This is a genomic window from Bradymonas sediminis (assembly GCF_003258315.1).
Classification (GTDB): Bacteria; Myxococcota_A; Bradymonadia; order Bradymonadales; family Bradymonadaceae; genus Bradymonas; species Bradymonas sediminis.
The window spans coordinates 2,372,090-2,387,889 of record NZ_CP030032.1; the positions used below are offsets into that span (position 1 = coordinate 2,372,090).

General features: G+C 59.2%; 14 protein-coding genes. 11 read left to right on the forward strand and 3 right to left on the reverse strand.

What is annotated here, in order from left to right; translation table 11 throughout:
• Positions 1-7: 7 nt before the first annotated feature.
• The 9 genes from DN745_RS09040 (at position 8) to DN745_RS19305 (ending at position 8,470) form a co-directional block, all read left to right on the forward strand.
• Complete coding sequence (locus tag DN745_RS09040; protein ID WP_111334141.1) at positions 8-385, forward strand: NADH-quinone oxidoreductase subunit A; 378 nt, start codon at positions 8-10, stop codon at positions 383-385.
• The gene (locus tag DN745_RS09045; RefSeq protein WP_111334143.1) at positions 376-930 is read left to right on the forward strand and encodes an NADH-quinone oxidoreductase subunit B; all 555 of its coding nucleotides are present in this window, start codon (positions 376-378) and stop codon (positions 928-930) included. The genes DN745_RS09040 and DN745_RS09045 overlap by 10 nt, the downstream gene beginning before the upstream one ends.
• Before the next feature lie 107 nt (positions 931-1,037).
• On the forward strand, positions 1,038-1,589 hold the full coding sequence (locus DN745_RS09050; protein ID WP_111337602.1) for an NADH-quinone oxidoreductase subunit C: 552 nt from the start codon (positions 1,038-1,040) through the stop codon (positions 1,587-1,589).
• 44 nt (positions 1,590-1,633) lie between these two features.
• Positions 1,634-2,860 (forward strand): NADH dehydrogenase (quinone) subunit D, encoded by a 1,227-nt coding sequence (nuoD, locus tag DN745_RS09055; RefSeq protein WP_204355127.1) that lies wholly within the window; start codon positions 1,634-1,636, stop codon positions 2,858-2,860.
• A 107-nt stretch (positions 2,861-2,967) separates the two neighbouring features.
• On the forward strand, positions 2,968-4,581 hold the full coding sequence (locus DN745_RS09060; RefSeq protein WP_162687560.1) for an NADH-quinone oxidoreductase subunit G: 1,614 nt from the start codon (positions 2,968-2,970) through the stop codon (positions 4,579-4,581).
• A 63-nt stretch (positions 4,582-4,644) separates the two neighbouring features.
• Entirely contained in the window at positions 4,645-5,784 is a 1,140-nt protein-coding gene (locus tag DN745_RS09065; protein ID WP_111334147.1) for a complex I subunit 1/NuoH family protein, read from the forward strand.
• A gap of 74 nt (positions 5,785-5,858) precedes the next feature.
• Complete coding sequence (locus tag DN745_RS09070; RefSeq protein WP_111334149.1) at positions 5,859-6,395, forward strand: NuoI/complex I 23 kDa subunit family protein; 537 nt, start codon at positions 5,859-5,861, stop codon at positions 6,393-6,395.
• Entirely contained in the window at positions 6,392-7,315 is a 924-nt protein-coding gene (locus tag DN745_RS09075; protein ID WP_111334151.1) for a hypothetical protein, read from the forward strand. The genes DN745_RS09070 and DN745_RS09075 overlap by 4 nt, the downstream gene beginning before the upstream one ends.
• Before the next feature lie 174 nt (positions 7,316-7,489).
• A complete protein-coding gene (locus tag DN745_RS19305; RefSeq protein ID WP_133621823.1) occupies positions 7,490-8,470 on the forward strand; it encodes a CHAP domain-containing protein in 981 nt (326 codons plus the stop codon).
• Positions 8,471-8,490: 20 nt separating this feature from the next.
• Here the strand turns inward: DN745_RS19305 and DN745_RS09085 are convergent, their stop codons facing one another.
• Together DN745_RS09085 and DN745_RS09090 are read right to left on the reverse strand one after the other, a co-directional pair.
• Complete coding sequence (locus tag DN745_RS09085) at positions 8,491-10,776, reverse strand: 3-dehydroquinate synthase family protein (protein ID WP_111334155.1); 2,286 nt, start codon at positions 10,774-10,776, stop codon at positions 8,491-8,493.
• A 66-nt stretch (positions 10,777-10,842) separates the two neighbouring features.
• Positions 10,843-12,495, reverse strand: coding sequence for a phospholipase D-like domain-containing protein (locus tag DN745_RS09090; RefSeq protein ID WP_111334157.1), 1,653 nt, complete (start codon positions 12,493-12,495; stop codon positions 10,843-10,845).
• Positions 12,496-12,808: 313 nt separating this feature from the next.
• On the opposite strand from DN745_RS09090, the gene DN745_RS09095 reads away from it, so the two are divergent.
• Both DN745_RS09095 and grxC read left to right on the forward strand, forming a co-directional pair.
• The gene (locus tag DN745_RS09095; protein ID WP_111334159.1) at positions 12,809-14,020 is read left to right on the forward strand and encodes a baeRF3 domain-containing protein; all 1,212 of its coding nucleotides are present in this window, start codon (positions 12,809-12,811) and stop codon (positions 14,018-14,020) included.
• Positions 14,021-14,179: 159 nt separating this feature from the next.
• The gene (gene grxC / locus DN745_RS09100) at positions 14,180-14,434 is read left to right on the forward strand and encodes a glutaredoxin 3 (RefSeq protein ID WP_111334161.1); all 255 of its coding nucleotides are present in this window, start codon (positions 14,180-14,182) and stop codon (positions 14,432-14,434) included.
• A gap of 80 nt (positions 14,435-14,514) precedes the next feature.
• Here the strand turns inward: grxC and DN745_RS09105 are convergent, their stop codons facing one another.
• Positions 14,515-15,720, reverse strand: coding sequence for an AgmX/PglI C-terminal domain-containing protein (locus tag DN745_RS09105; RefSeq protein WP_111334163.1), 1,206 nt, complete (start codon positions 15,718-15,720; stop codon positions 14,515-14,517).
• Between the last annotated feature and the right edge of the window lie 80 nt (positions 15,721-15,800).

A 15,800-nucleotide genomic window follows, 5' to 3' on the forward strand; every position in this document is an offset into this window, starting at 1 on the left:
CATTGCTATGGAAGTTGCAGATTATATTGGTTTAATCCTCTTGGCGGCCTTGGCCATTGCCACCGCCGGGGCAGTTGCAGGACTCGCGCGATTTGTCGGGCCCAAGAATCCCACGCGCGAAAAGCAAATCCCCTATGAGGCGGGCTCCGATCCTATCGGCAGTCCGAGAAGTAGTCGGTTCAGCATCAAATTCTATATGATTGCCCTGAGCTTTATCCTCTTCGATCTCGAGACCGTATTTGTGATCCCGTGGGTTATCTCATGGCGTCACAGTGATGCGCTAGGTTTCGGACTGTACTCGCTGGGTGTCATGTCTATTTTCATCGCCATTCTGACCATTGGCCTGGTCTACGAGTGGAAGCAAGGAGGTCTCGAATGGGACTAGAACATCAATTGCCGGAAGTCGTCACCACTCGCCTTGAAAGTGCGGTTAACTGGGTTCGAAAATACTCACTCTTCCAATATCCCTTCGTCACGGCCTGCTGTGGCATGGAATATATGGCCACCGCGGCGGCACGCTATGATATCGCCCGCTTTGGTGCGGAGATCCCGCGCTTCTCGCCGCGCCAGGCAGACCTCCTCTGGGTCGTCGGGACCGTCAATCACAAATTGGCGCCCCATCTTCGGCGCATCTATGAGCAGATGGCCGAGCCCAAATGGGTGATGGCTTTTGGCGTTTGTGCTTCGACCGGCGGCTTTTACGACAACTACGCGACCGTCCAGGGCATCGACAAGATTATCCCGGTTGACGTTTATATTCCGGGTTGCCCGCCGCGTCCCGAGCAGGTCATTGATGGCCTGATGGCGTTGCAGGATAAGATCCAGCAAGAGCCGTGGAAGAAATACGCCTACGAAGAGAAAGTTCGCTCGCGCGACGGGATCTACACGCCCGCTCCGGACAAGCACTCGTTATTCGAGCCAGCTGAATAAGCGCGTACTATTGAATTCCGCCGACTTCACCCGACGCCGACAAGTGTGGGCGAGGTCGGCCCTTGTATCGATGGGACTTTGGCACCCAGCAACGACCCGAATTAATTATGGCTAAGAAACTCATAGCACTCGTGGAGCGCAAATTCAGCGACGCCGTCCTCGACGTCCACTCCCGACTGGGACAGGACACGGTGACGGTGGAAGCCGAATTCTTGCCCGCAATCATTCAGTATTTGCGGGACGACGAAAGCGCAAAAATGGATTTCCTTCGCCTGGTTACAGGCGTGGACTACCTGACGCGCACCCCGCGATTTGATGTTGTTTATGTGCTCTACAGCACCACTCACAAACACATGTTAACGGTTCGGGTTCCCCTGCCAGCTGACAACCCAAAAGTCGGCAGCATTCATGAACTCTATCAATGCGCCGGCTGGTTTGAGCGCGAGGTTTGGGACTTCTACGGTATCGACTTTGAGGGCCATCCGGATATGCGCCGGGTCCTCAACTACGAGGAGTTCGAAGGTCATCCGCTACGCAAAGACTACGATAAGCAACGCGCACAGCCGCGCATCGACTTGCTCGATCGCGAGCGCGATTCGGTCGAAGAGTTCTACGAATATTCGAAAAAGCACCCTGCTGCGGGTTCACGAGAATCCTGAAGGGTCGGGTTTATTAGTCCGTCCTTTCAATGAGGAAATCAATCATGGCTGAAGACATCTATTCGCGGGCTCCAGAAGACCTGGAAATCATCGACCAGGACATCCATACCGAGCCGATGATCTTGCAGATGGGACCGAGTCACCCTGCTACACACGGCACGGTGCGCTTTACTCTCACGCTTGATGGCGAAACGGTTATCAAATGCGACACCGAGGTCGGTTATCTGCACCGCGGTTTCGAAAAAGAGTGTGAGCACTCGACCTATACCCAGGTATTCCCCTACACGGACCGCCTGAACTACGTCAGTCCTCTGCTCAACAACTTCGGCTACGCGATGGCCGTCGAGAAGCTCCTCGGCATCGAGCCGCCAGAGCGCGCGCTGTGGATCCGCACCCTGATGGGTGAGGTCAGCCGCTTGAGTGACCACCTCACCTCGGTCGGCGCTGGCGCGCTTGAACTCGGGGCGATGAGCGCGTTCCTCTACGCCATCGAGGCGCGTGAGCTGGTCTGGGATCTCATCGAAGCCGTCACCGGCGCTCGCCTCACCGTCAGCTACGGCCGTATCGGTGGCGTCAAAGATGACCTCACCGAGGACTTCGAAGACCGCTGGAAATACGTGCGTGAGCGGCTCAAAGAAATCCACGCGATGACTCATAGCCTCCTGACGCGCAATCGTATTTTCCTCGACCGTATGCAGGGAACCGGGGCGTTCAGCCGCGAACAAGCGATCACGATGGGCTATACCGGCCCATGCGGTCGCTCGGCGGGCTTCGACTACGACGTCCGAAAGGACCACCCCTACTTCATGTACGGTGAGGTCGATTTTGACGTGCCGATCGGTGAAAACGGCGATAACTACGACCGCTACCTGATCCGCATGGAAGAGATCACCCAATCGATACGCATCATCGACCAATGCCTGGCCAAGATGAAACCGGGCCCGGTCAACGCCGATGCCCCGCACGTCGTTCTTCCGTCCAAGCCGAAGGTCTATAACTCGATCGAGGGCATGATTAACCACTTCAAGATTATCTTTGAGGGTATTCAGGTCCCGCCGGGCGAAGTCTATAGCTTTACCGAAGGCGCCAACGGCGAGTTGGGATTTTATATCGTCGCCGACGGTACCGGTAAGCCCTATAAATTGGGCGTGCGCTCGCCGAGCCTTGTGATGATGGGCAATATTCATCGCCTATTTGAGGGCGGCTTGTTGGCCGATATTATTCCGACCTTCGACACCATCAACATGATCGGTGGTGAGTGCGATAAATAATATTTCGCGCATCGCTTAGCTGGCTTAAGCCTTCGAATCATTTGTGAATTTCAATGCGCGCACCGGCCCCATCGGCCGGGCGCGACACGAGTAGAATAGGTCTAAAAATGCCTAAAGTGACGATCAACGGGACTGAAGTTGAGGTCGATAAGGGAACCACCGTCTTGCGCGCAGCCGCGATGGCTGGCTACGAGGTGCCCCACTTCTGTTACCACCCTGCCCTGTCCGCGCCGGCAAACTGCCGCATGTGCTTGGTTCAGATTGGAGACGCTCCCAAGCTTCAGCCGAGCTGCTATATGCAGGTCACTGACGGCATGGTCGTGCATACCGAGAACGAAGCGGTCATCAAGGTTCGCAAAGCCGTTTTGGAGTTCATCCTCGTCAACCACCCGGTTGACTGCCCGATCTGTGACAAGGCCGGCGAGTGTAAGCTTCAAGACTATTATATGGCTTATGACACCCAGGAATCTCGCCTGCGCGTCGAGAAGGTCCAAAAGATCAAGGCCTACCCTATTGGCCCGCATATTGTTTATGACGGCGAGCGCTGCATCCTTTGCACCCGCTGCGTGCGCTTCTGCGAAGAGATCACCGGCACCGGCGAGTTGACGACCGCGGGCCGCGGCGATATGACCGAGATTCGCACCTTCCCGGGTCGCTCGCTCGACAATAACTACTCGATGTGCACCGTTGACGTCTGCCCGGTCGGCGCGCTGACCAGCCGTGACTTCCGCTTTAAGTGTCGCGTCTGGCTGCTGACCTCGACCGACAGCGTCTGCACCGGCTGCTCCATGGGCTGCAATATCCACCTCGAGCACTTCCGCAACGAGATCCAGCGCTATCGCCCGCGCTATAATCCCGAAGTCAACGACTATTGGATGTGCGACGAGGGACGCCTTTCCTACAAAGACGTCCACACCGACCGCCTCCTTCGCCCGATGACCAACGGAGCCGAGTTGTCCTGGCACGCCGTCTCGGGTGTGGTCGCCGACAAACTCGCGCGTGCTGAGAATATCGCCTTCGTGCTCTCGCCCCAGGCATCCTGTGAAGATATCTTCGCGGCCAAGCGCTTCGCCGAAGAAGTCCTCGACACCACGAACCTCTATATGGGTGGCAAGGCAAACGGCTTTGAAGACGATTTGCTGATTAAGGCCGATAAGAACCCGAATACCCGCGGGATTGAGGCGGTCTTTGGTGGCCTGGATTCGCTGGCGAGCTTTGAGCAACTTGTCGATGATATGGAGTCGGGCAAGGTAACGTCGCTCTATATGATGGGCACCGAGACCCCGGTGGACTCTGCGACACGTCGTCGCTTCGAATCCCTGGCCGCAAATCTCGACCTATTTATCCTTCAGTCGTTGCATCGCAGCCAGCTGTATGAAATGGCGCATGTCGCTTTGCCGGCCTGTAGCCACGCCGAGAAGAACGGCACCTTCGTCAACATTCAGGGCATCGCCCAACCCATTACGAAGGCATTCGAGACTCACGGCGACTCCCTGCCCGACTGGCAGATCTTCCTGCGACTTGCGTCAGCTATGGGCAAGCCCTTGGGCTACTCGATGTTGAGCAAGATCCAGGACGACATGTTCGAAGCCTCGCAGAAGCAGGCTGCCGACGAGCCCGAGGCGACGGACGCCGCCAAGGGCGACGATTCAGCCGGCGATGATGCCAGCGCCAAGAATGAGACAAAAGCCGCTGCGACGGCCGCTGTTGTCGAAGACTAATTTGAAGATCTTTTTGATAGGGCGAACCCTTTATTACGCTCGCCTTAAATATGAGGAAGGTTCATGCCGGAAATATTAATCACACTCATCAAGATCATCGCGATTGTATTCGTTTTCGTGATGGGATTGGCTAGCCTGTTGACCCTCTTCGGGGACCGTAAGCTATCCGCGAAGGTCCAGAACCGTGTCGGGCCGATGCAGGCGCAATTCTTCGGGCAAAGCCTGGCGGGTATTCCCCACTTCTTGTCCGATGCCGTCAAGATGATCTTCAAGGAGCACGTCGCCCCCAAAGGCGCCCATAAGTTCCTCTACGCCATCGCGCCGTCGTTGGTTTTCATCCCAATGTTGCTCGGCTGGGCCGTGATCCCCTTCATGGACCACTATTGCGTCGGTGAAGTGCAAGTCCTGGCGAATTACCAGGAGGTTTGTCACGGGGAATATAAAAACTATTTCCAGATCATGAACTTCAACTCGGGCCTGCTCTTCGCCTTCGCGATTGCGAGTGTCTCGGTTTACGGCGCGGCCATCGCGGGTTGGGCTTCCAATAGCAAATTCAGCATGTTGGGCGGCCTGCGCTCGACCGCTCAGATGATCTCCTACGAAGTCTCCCTCGGGCTCAGCCTGGCGGGCATCCTGCTTATTTACTCCACGCTCGACTTCAACCAGATGGTGCTTGAGCAGGGAACCATGCTTTGGGGTTGGATTCCGCTGTGGGGCATCGTGATGCAACCGGTCGCGTTCTTCATCTTCTTCCTCGCCGGCATGGCCGAGACCAAGCGTGCTCCGTTTGACCTCCCCGAGGGCGAATCCGAGATCGTCGCCGGCTACCACACCGAATATAGCTCGATGAACTTCGGTATCATTCAGCTGTCTGAGTATGCCGCGACCATCTTCATCGCCGCGCTCATCACCGTCATCTTCCTTGGCGGTTGGCAAGTTCCGTATCTGTACGCTGATGGTTTCTATTTCGGCGGCATTGCCGACCCGGCGTTGCATATCGAACTGCCCTATATCGTTACGACGGTGCTTCGGGTTGTCGCGATGCTGAGCAAGATTGTCTTCATCGTGTGGCTGCAGTTCATGATGCGCTGGACGCTGCCGCGCTTCCGCTATGACCAGGTCATGGTCCTTGGCTGGAAGATTCTGCTGCCGCTGAGCCTGGCGAACCTTGTCATCACCGCAATCATCGTCGCGATCTTCTAATTGATCGGCGCGACGTCGAAATAAATTGCATCTCTCGCGCTAACGAAAGCGCTTTTTTGAAGGAGTAGCGACTCATGGGTACAGTACGAGTCAAACAAGTAGAACGTGTCAAATCCGGCCTCTGGGAGAAGAGTTATATCCCCGAGATCGCGCGCGGATTGGGTGTGACGATGAAGCATTTCTTCACCAACCTGAACCCGTCGGTCAAAAAGCGTCAGATTTTCACGCGTGATTACCCCTTCGGCCCGGCCGACTACTATCCCGAGCGCTACCGCGGCATGCACCGATTGATGGTGCGCGAAGACGGAAACGTTCGCTGTGTCGCGTGCATGTGCTGCTCCACGATTTGCCCGGCCGACTGTATTCACATCGAAGCCGGCGAGCATGACGACCCGAGCATCGAGAAATACCCCAAGCTCTTCGTCATCGACGAATTGCGCTGCATCGTCTGCGGACTCTGCGTGGAAGCCTGCCCGTGTGACGCCATCCGTATGGATTCGGGCGTGCATATTAAGCCCTTCACCGACCGCAAGGATGCGTTCTTTGACCGCGACCTCCTCATGGAGCATGGCGGCATGTCGATGGCCAAACAGGGTGGCGTGCGCACATGAATTGGCGCGCTGCCAAATGGTTGCTCCCCGCTGCGATATTAGTCGTCGCGGGGAGTTTTAGTATCATTGCCCAGATTTTCTTTCTCCCGGGAGATATCAAACCCGAAGATTGGAAGTCCGCGGCGGATTATGTCCTCGAGCATATCGGGCCCGAGGATGTGATCAACGTCCAGCCAAATTGGTCCGAGGCCCCCTACCCCTATCTCACCGACGTCGGCCAGCAGATCTTACGCCAAGAGTCGCCGCTGGTCAGCGATATTCATGACCGCGAGAATCTCTGGCTCCTGGTCGAGACGGACCGACTCGACAAGGTGCTCGCGAAGATGCCGTTTCCGGCGACTTCGCGCGAAGCATTCGACACCATCTCGGTCGTTCAAATCGAGATTCCCGTCGAGAACCCGGTGGTCTACGACCTGCTCGCCAACCTTGAAGACGCGCGCGTTGAGCGCGTCGACCCCGCCGGTAAAATGCTCAACCATTGCAATACCTGGAACGCCGGCAAGCGAACCTGGTATTGCGGCCGTCCCGACGCGTGGATTTACGTCGGTGAGAACTTCCGCACCCTTGGCATTGATCCCCACCGTTGCATCATGGCCAACCCACCCAAGGCCCCAGAGCGCTGGCGTGTCACCTTCAAGGATATCCCGCTGGCCGACACCTTTCGGCTACGCAGCGGGCTCGACTTTATCGGGGCGCGCAGTCGCCGCGGCACTGACGTGAATATCCGCGTCAGCGTAGCGGATAAGTGGTCTCAGGAGCGCATCATCCCTGCGCGTGAGACGAGTTGGGACGCGATTGATTTTGACACCAGCGCGGTCGCCGGCGAGCAGGCCGACGTGAGCGTCGAGATCTGGGCCGAGAAGCCTCTCGACCGTTTTCTTTGCTTCAACGGGTGGAGCCTCCGCGCGTCGACGCCCTAACGTAGAGCTGCGCATCCGATCCCTTTGCCCGCTCTGGCTCACCCCCGCGTTTTCTCATCCTTCCTCGAATCTTCCGCGAAAAACTTGGCGAAAACGCATTTTCTCGTACACTGGCTTCTGCGAGACGTGCTTGTCCCACATATGAGCACATAGACGCCCACCCCAAGGACGGTGATGGGCGGCGCGAGAATTTCAGGCCTCAGGGCCGATTCGACGCATAGAGCCCACACGGAGGTCGCCATCAAACCTGCACGAAATACAACCCACCTTATCGTTGCTGCAGCCGCATCACTTGGACTGGTTGGTCTCCAGGGTTGCGCACCCGGCAATAATAGCCCCTTTCATATCTACGATTCGCCGCTGCTAGCCGGTGATTTCGACTCAAATTACCCACGCTCACGCTCCTATGACCCCTTCGCCTCCAAGCAAGGCGGCGGGCCGACGCGAGCGGTGCGGGACGCCGACGGGGCTAAGCCTGCGAGCGTCGAGATCGCGTCCGCCGGCCGCGACACGTCATCCGACATGCCGCCATTGATCAGCCAAAAACGGCAACATCCGACCCAGAAAGGCGCGCCGGCGCCCGATGAGGAGAGCGCACGCTCGGCGCCCCAGCCAGCGCCTGAGACGCGCCCCGCTCAACCCAGATCCGGCGCTGCGGCCGACGCCGCCGACTATATCTGGAGCGTCTACGCCCTCAACGGCGTCGCGTTCCCCGCGGACAGCCGCCGCTCGCTCCCTGCGCTCTTTCGAGCCTGCAAAGATCGCGGCGAGATCGATCACTCCACGGCCCCCGCGATTGGAGATATCGTATTCTTTCACAATAGCGTCGACAGCAATCAGGACGGCCGAAATAACGACTGGTACACCCACGCGGGCATCGTTGAGTCGCACGCCGACAACGGCTCGGTGACTCTTCTCAGCTACCGCGGCGACAAGGTCGACCGACTAATTATGTCGCTGGAGAGCCCCGATGCCTCCATGGACCGCCACGGCGGCAAGCTCAACTCACAATTGCGCGCGCCCGCCGACGACGACGCACCCTTCACCCAATACCTGGCAGGCCAACTCTTCGCGGGCACCTGCTCGGCCCTGGGCGAGCGGGCCCAATTCGTCATCGTCGACAATTGGGAACCCGGTATGCACCTGGAGAAATGATTCGCCCTTGAGCGACGCGCTTAGCCTTCGCCTGGCGCGTCGACACGCCACCCCAGATAGGCCGCATCCCGCCAAAGATTGGGATAGGACTTCGCGACCACCCAGGGTTTCTTAATCGTGATCGCTGCGCCATGGGCGCTCAGCAATAGCGCGGCCATCGCCATGCGGTGGTCGCCGAAGGTCTCCACCTCGGCGTCCCTCGCGCGTTGAATCCCCGCGGGGATTCGAATGCCGTCCTCCATCGCCTCGATCTCAACACCGACCGCATCGAAGAGTTCTACAAGATCTTCGATGCGATTGGACTCCTTATGGCGAAGATGCGCGACGCCCTCGACGCGCACCTCGGTCTCGACGCGGCTTGCCGCGACCGCGATGACCGGCACCAAATCGGGAGACGCCTGTAAATTAAGGCGGATGGACCCATCTCCACGCTTCGACGCCTCGCGCAATCGGGCGAGGATCTCGACGACCCCTGAGTCCGGCTGCATGGCCGGGGCTTGGTATGCCGACATATCGACCGGCACCCCCAAATACTCCGCCACCGCCCAGACCGCGGCGCTGCTCGCGTCGGGCTCAATCTCAAGTGTGCTCGGGCGCTCAAATCCATCGCCGGCGTAAACCCGAAACGACTGACCGGCCGGGATATCCCGCTCGTCCACATTCAAGCCCACACGCCGCAGCATCTCGAGCGTCATCGTGAAATAAGGCCGGCTCGCCATCTCATTGCCCGAGGCACGCTCGCTGCGCACGATGAGCTCAAGCGGCGCCCCGGTCGCGCTGAGCATTGCCAGGGCCGACGCAAATTGGGAGGAGATTCGGCCGTCGATCTCGATCGACTCGGGCGCCTGCTGCCAACCTCGCACGCTGAAGCCGGCGCCTCGCGCGTCGGTAATCTCGTCAATCTGCGCGCCTCCCTGTCGGAGCGCGTCGAGAAGCGGCGCATGTGGACGCTTCAAGAGTCCGGGGTGCGCGTAGAGCCTCGTCTCACCGGGGCGCGTGGCCGCAAACGCGAGCAAAAACCGCAGCGTCGTGCCGCCCTCGCCGCAATAGACCGCGACCGACTCTTCGGGGGCGACCGACTGAATCGCCCCCAGGGTCGAGCGCAAATAGAACACGTCCGCGCTCGAGGAGTCCCCCCGAACCTCCACCTCGTATGGGTGCAAGGCGGCGATAATCTGGGCGCGATTTAGCTCCGACTTACTCGCCTCAATCGCCAGCGGAGCCGCGGCCCTTCGCTCGGGCTCAAACGCGCCTACGACCCGCAGCGGACGCCCCAGCCACCGAGCGTGCTCCTGCTCAAGGGCGATGAACCAATCCGCCGGCGCCACTGTATTCGTCACGTAGGGTTGACCGGCGGCGCTGAGCAATACCGAGCGAAGCTTGCCGGCGATTCGCTTTTTATCGCGGCGAAGAATCGCCACAAATTCGGCGCTCAACCCCTCTTCGAGCAGCGCATTGAGCGGCTGATTATAGCGCAGCAATGGGTCGATATGGCTGCGCAACCGCGCGGCGTCCGCCGGCGAGAAATCCCCCTGCTCCACCGAAACGCGCGCCGCGGCGAGCATCCCCCAACCGACGGCCTGACCGTGGGAGAGCCCGCAAATGAGCTCCAGGGCGTGCGCCGCGGTGTGACCGAGGTTAAGGACCGTTCGGATGCCTTTACTCTCGAAGGGGTCCTCCTCGACGACCTTTTGCTTCACGCGAACCGCGCGCTCGACCAGCTCCATGAGGCGCGCTGAAACATCGCCGAACGCCTGGGCGCCGAGCGCCGCGACGCCGCCCTCGGCCTCCAGGCGCGGCAGCGCCGCTGCGTCCCCCAGCCACAACCCCTTGATAAGTTCGAAGAGCCCGTCCTGGCGCTCGCGGGTGGGCAAGGTCCCCAGGATCTCATCGACCAAGATGACCTTTTCGGCCGGATAGAACGTCCCGAGCTGGTTCTTCGCAGAGCCCAGGTTTACCGCCGTCTTGCCGCCGTGCGCCGAGTCCACCATCGCCAGCAGGGTGGTCGGCACATGCCACAATTGCACGCCCCGCCACAGAATACTGGCCAGGAACCCCACCGCGTCTCCCACCGAACCACCGCCGACCGCGACGATTGTCATAGGCTTTGATGCCTGGCGCTTCAGAACCTCACCGGCCAGCCGCTCAATGCTCGCCAGCGTCTTAAGCCCTTCGCCCGCGTCGACCAGGATCGGCCGGGCCAGCGCGCTCAAGAGATTGGCGGGGAGCGAGCGGTCCGCGACGACCACCGCGTTTGGAGGAATCTCGAGCTCTTCGAGCGACGCTACGCGCAATAATACCGACATCACAACTTACCTTTATCCACCCGCATCCCGCGGGATATATGACTAATAAATACGCCTGATACGACTTTATAGAAGCGGACTAAATAGCCGCGCAGTGCTCTCCACGATGCGACTCTTGAGCGGCCGATCGGTGAAGTCATGCAGCGCCATCTCCTCGCTTTTACTTATATAATACGCGATGAAATCGCTCATATACTGGTTAAGCTCCGGGCTGCGCAGGGTGGCGTTAACCTCGAAGTTCAGGTCAAAGCTGCGCATATCCATATTCGCGCTGCCGACCACAACCCATTCATAGTCGACCACCACCGCCTTGGCATGGATCATCTGCTCGGCGTACTCAAAGATGCGCACGCCCGCGCGCAGCAATTCCTCGTAGAAGGAGCGCCCTGCTGCCTGGGCCAACCAAACATCGCTCATCCCCGCGGTCAATATCCGAACATCCACGCCGCGCAACGCGGCGGTCTTCAGGGCCACGAGGATCGACTCGTCGGGTACGAAATACGGCGTCGCAATATAGAGGCGCTCGACCGCGTGGGTGAGCCCGATAAAGAAGATACTCTTGATGGGGCTGTCCGGCCAATCGGGGCCGCTGGCGACCAGCCGTCCGACCAGACCGCCAACATCCGGCGGCTCTAAGTCGCTGAGTTTCTTAGGGATACGCTCCGCTTCGGGCCGCGGGCCGGTGTCCTTTTTGACGCTTAATTCCGTGCCAAAGGAGCCGTCTCGCGCACTTTCCAGCGATGCCGCGAGCGCGAGCGACGGGTCACTCTGCTGGGCCTGACGGCGCGCCAAATTTCCGACGCTCAGCCCCTCTTCGGGCAGGAAATACCGCCGCGACCCGAGGTCCTCGCCCGTGGCGAAATACCAATCTTCCACGAAGGTTTCCTGGAGTTGCAATGAAATCGGCCCGTCGAAGCGAAACGCCATATCGACCCAATCCAGGTATTCTTCGCCGATATTAACCCCCCCGATAAAGCTCACGCGCCGGTCGACCACGATGATCTTGCGGTGATTTCGAAAGTTGATGCGCAGCTGGCGCTCGAAGACGCGCAGCGGCATAAAGGGCGCGACATGCCCGCCGGCGTCGATCAGCGGCTGCATAAACCCGCGGCTCACCGGCGAGCCTCCGACGGCATCGTAGAGCACGCGCACCCCGACGCCCTCGCGGGCCTTCTGGGTGAGCAGATCCCGAAACCGGCGCCCAACCGCGTCGCGTTGCCAGATATAAAACTCGAAGTGGATATGCTCGGTCGCCTCGCGCACCGCGGCCTCAAAGGCGTCGAAGGCGTGCTTGCCCGACGGCAGCACCTTCAGGCGATTGCCGGTGGTCGCCTCAAAGATCCCCTCGTTCTGGCGCAGGCAAAACAGGTCGGCGCTATTGAACAGTGTGCCGTTCCCGTCGAGCACGACGCCGCCCTCCTCGACCTGGCGGGCGGTGAGCTGGGATTTGATATCCGCCAGGCTCTCGACCATCTGCGCGTGCGAGACCTTGCGCCGGCGCCGGCGCCGCTCGACATGATTTAGCCCGATCATCCACCACAAAATGACCCCCAAAAACGGCAGGGATAGCAAACAGAGGATCCAGGCCAGCACCGTCATCGGGCGTGAGCCGCGGCTGAGCAACACCGATGGGATGTGGAGAATCGCAAAGATCGTCGCCCCCGACCACAGCAGCGACCACCAGTTCAACCCCCAAGTCAGCTCTAAAAAACCAGGCATGCACACCGCCCTCACGTTGAACGCATTAAAATAATTCGACCGGTCACCCAATCACAGGAGACGCTGGCGCAACCTGCGTCAAAACTGCGCACCCAGGCGCGCGTATCACGCGATATACTCACCGACTCCCCCGCGACACAAGCCACATAGCCGCACTCGGCAAGCCATATATTCAAGAAAATGACCCTAGCACAAAAACGGCCCCAGCGACGGCGCCCGCGGCTCACCGATATTGATTTCAAGGCCGACGCGCCAAGATTCAGGGTTCGTGGCCCAAGCCCCCTCACGTCATCACCTCTATAGGAGCACGCAAATGGATCATTTTAGCAACGCGGACTATCAGGCGCTTCTCGAGGTTCAGCGGGGACCGGCGGTGTCGATCTATTTCCCCTCCGAGCGCATCGACAATAAGGGCAAGAATAATCAGCTCGGCTTCCGCGCCCATGTGGACCGTGCGCGCAAACTCTTAGCCGAGCGCTACGAGCCGAGCGAGTATAACGAGGTCCTGGAGATGATGCGCGCGCGCCTGGAGGATACGGAGCTCTGGGGGAATCTAACTCACGGCGTCGCAGCCTTCTTTGCCCCCGGCTTCGAGCGCGTCTTCCGACTCAGCCAGGAGGTCCTGGCCGAAACCATCGTGAGCAACACCTTTCACACCCGCCCCATGCTTGGCCTGCTCGCCCGCCCCCACCACTATTGGGTGCTCGCGCTGGACTCCAAGGACACCCGCCTCTACGAGGTCAGCGGCCGGGAAATCGACCAGGTCGGCATCGGCGTGATCCCGACGAGCGTGGAGAGCGCGCTCTTTCAGCCCTACCCACCTCAGCAACAGGACCGCCAGCGCGAGGTCACCAGCACCCCCGGGGGCAACGCCGGGGTGCACGGCGTTGGCGACGGGCGCGACGGGCGCCCCGAGTTGCTGCGCCAGTTCGCCCAGGTGGTCGACGCGCGCCTCAAAGAGTTTCTGCGCGGCGATAACGATCCGCTTATCTTGGGCGCCGCCGGCCAGATCAAGGCGCTCTTTCGCCAGGAGAGCACCCTGGACAACCTCTTCTCCGAAGGCCTTCAAGAGAGCCTATCACACCTGACCACGGCCGAGATCCGCGCGCGAAGCCAGCCGCTTATCCACCGCTTTGCCGAACATAAGGTCGACAATATCCTCGCCCTCTGGGAGCGCGAATACGGCCGTGGCCAGGGTGAAATCGACCTGCAACAGATCGCCACGCGAACCCTGATGAGCCAGGTGCGCTATCTTTTTATCGAGCGCGGCCGGCGCATCTGGGGCAGCCTCAATCGCAACAATGGCACCATCACCATCAGCGGCGAAAATGGTGAGAACCAACAAGATATGCAAAGCGGTCGCTCCGATATCCTCGACGAACTCGCCGAGTTCGTGATCTCGCGCGGCGGCGAGGCGTTTGTGCTGGAGCCCGAGAAAATGCCGAGCGACACGGGCGCCGCGGCAATTCTTCGCGGCTCCGGGCCTGCGGTGATACCGGAGCCGCCGCGCCCGCGAATCAACTAAATCTGGGCCGGCACGGGCAGTCGCGCCGCGCTTTGTTCGGTCAACGGCAATGGGTTGATTTGACATCTATTTGTTTTGAAATACCGTGGCCGAGCTATTCGTTGAGGCAGTAGGCATATGTAGCGCCTCAAACCTTTTCTCATTACCCAGGAAGTATCGATGGCAGATGTTAAGATCTACGTCACAGAATATTGTGGCTATTGCAAAATGGCCGAGCGTCTCCTCACGGAGCTGAATATCGCCTATGAGGAGATCGACGTGACCCACGATGTCGAGCAGCGCAAGGCGTTGGTCGAGATCACAGGCAAGCGAACCGTCCCCCAGATTTTCATCCGCGACGAGCCGATCGGCGGATATACCGACCTCAAAGCGCTGCAGGATTCCGGCAAACTCGCCGAGCTCTTCCCGAGCTAAGCGACCCCGAACCGACGCAAACAAAAAGGCCGGCGCTCAATGAGCGCCGGCCTTTTTAGGTCTACGTCTTCGGGTCGAACTTATTCGATACCGGTGAAGACGAAGGGATAGTTGATGATGCAGATACCGCCGTCGGGTTTGTCGAAGCGCATGCGCTGGATAACGCGAGCGATACAACCTTCGACTTTACGGTTATTCATGGTCGTGCTCGCGATGGAGGCGCTCATGACTTTTCCGTCCAGGCCGACTTTCCACTGAGCCGAGATTTTACCCGAGAGTTTCGGGTTCTGCTGAAGCTCACGCTCGAAGCAATACTTGATGGCGTTCGACTTGGCCGACACGACGCGGCGGATATTGCCCTTGTCGCAGAAGTCACCGATCTGCGGGGTGCCCTGGCTCAACTTCGGCTTGACCTTACGCGCTTTCTTTTTGCCGATGCCGCCGCCGGTGCCTTTACCACCACCGGTGTCGACTTTACCGAGGCCCTGGATACGACCGAAGCCTTCGCCGCCGCCGCCTTTACCGACACCGCGCATTCCCATGCCGCCGGCGCCACGACCGATGACCAGGTCTCCACCTTCACCGCTCATCGCGACGTTCATCTTGGAGTCGAAGCCCTCCTGGTTGCCGAAGATATCCTTGAGCGGTCCTGCGCCCAAGATTTCGGAACCCAGAGCGGCGTTGACGCCGATATTCTTAACATCGATCTCGTCGACCATTTCGCCGTCCACTTTCGGGACTTTGGACTCCGGAATCTCGGAATCTTCGTCGCCAAATTTACCCTCTTCACCACCGGCTTTTTTACCGGTCGTGTCTTCTTCGGGGATCTCGAGTTCCTCTTCTTCGAGAGGATCCGCGATATCTTCGGCCATAAACTCAACAAAACGGTCGGATATCATCTGGCGCTCCAAATGGGCGTCGGGGTCGTAGCCCAACAACGTCCAGATCAAGAAGATAATATGCAGCATCGCTGACAGCGAGAGACACGCCAAAAGCGCCATCTCAATCCTGCCACGAATGCCGCGCGCCGGGATCACTTCGTTCTGAACGAGCACCTGGAAGAATACGTTAATATTCCCCAACTGGAACATGCCCCAGTCGCCCTCTTTGACGAGGACCTGGTACACATCGGCCGAGCCGTTCTCGGTATTCACCGAATCCTGGCGGCTGGCCTTCTTGTCCTCGATAAGCTCTTCGAGGTCCCAGTCTTCGCCGTCGACCGAAATCGAGCCGTCGATTTTATTGGTAAACCGAGCGGTATAACCCTCGTCGGTACGCTCAAACATCTGGAATAGCTCAGCTAATCCAGGGGCAGGAACCGAGAATTCGTTTCCATCGCCGATCCCTACGGTGACGATAGATTCAT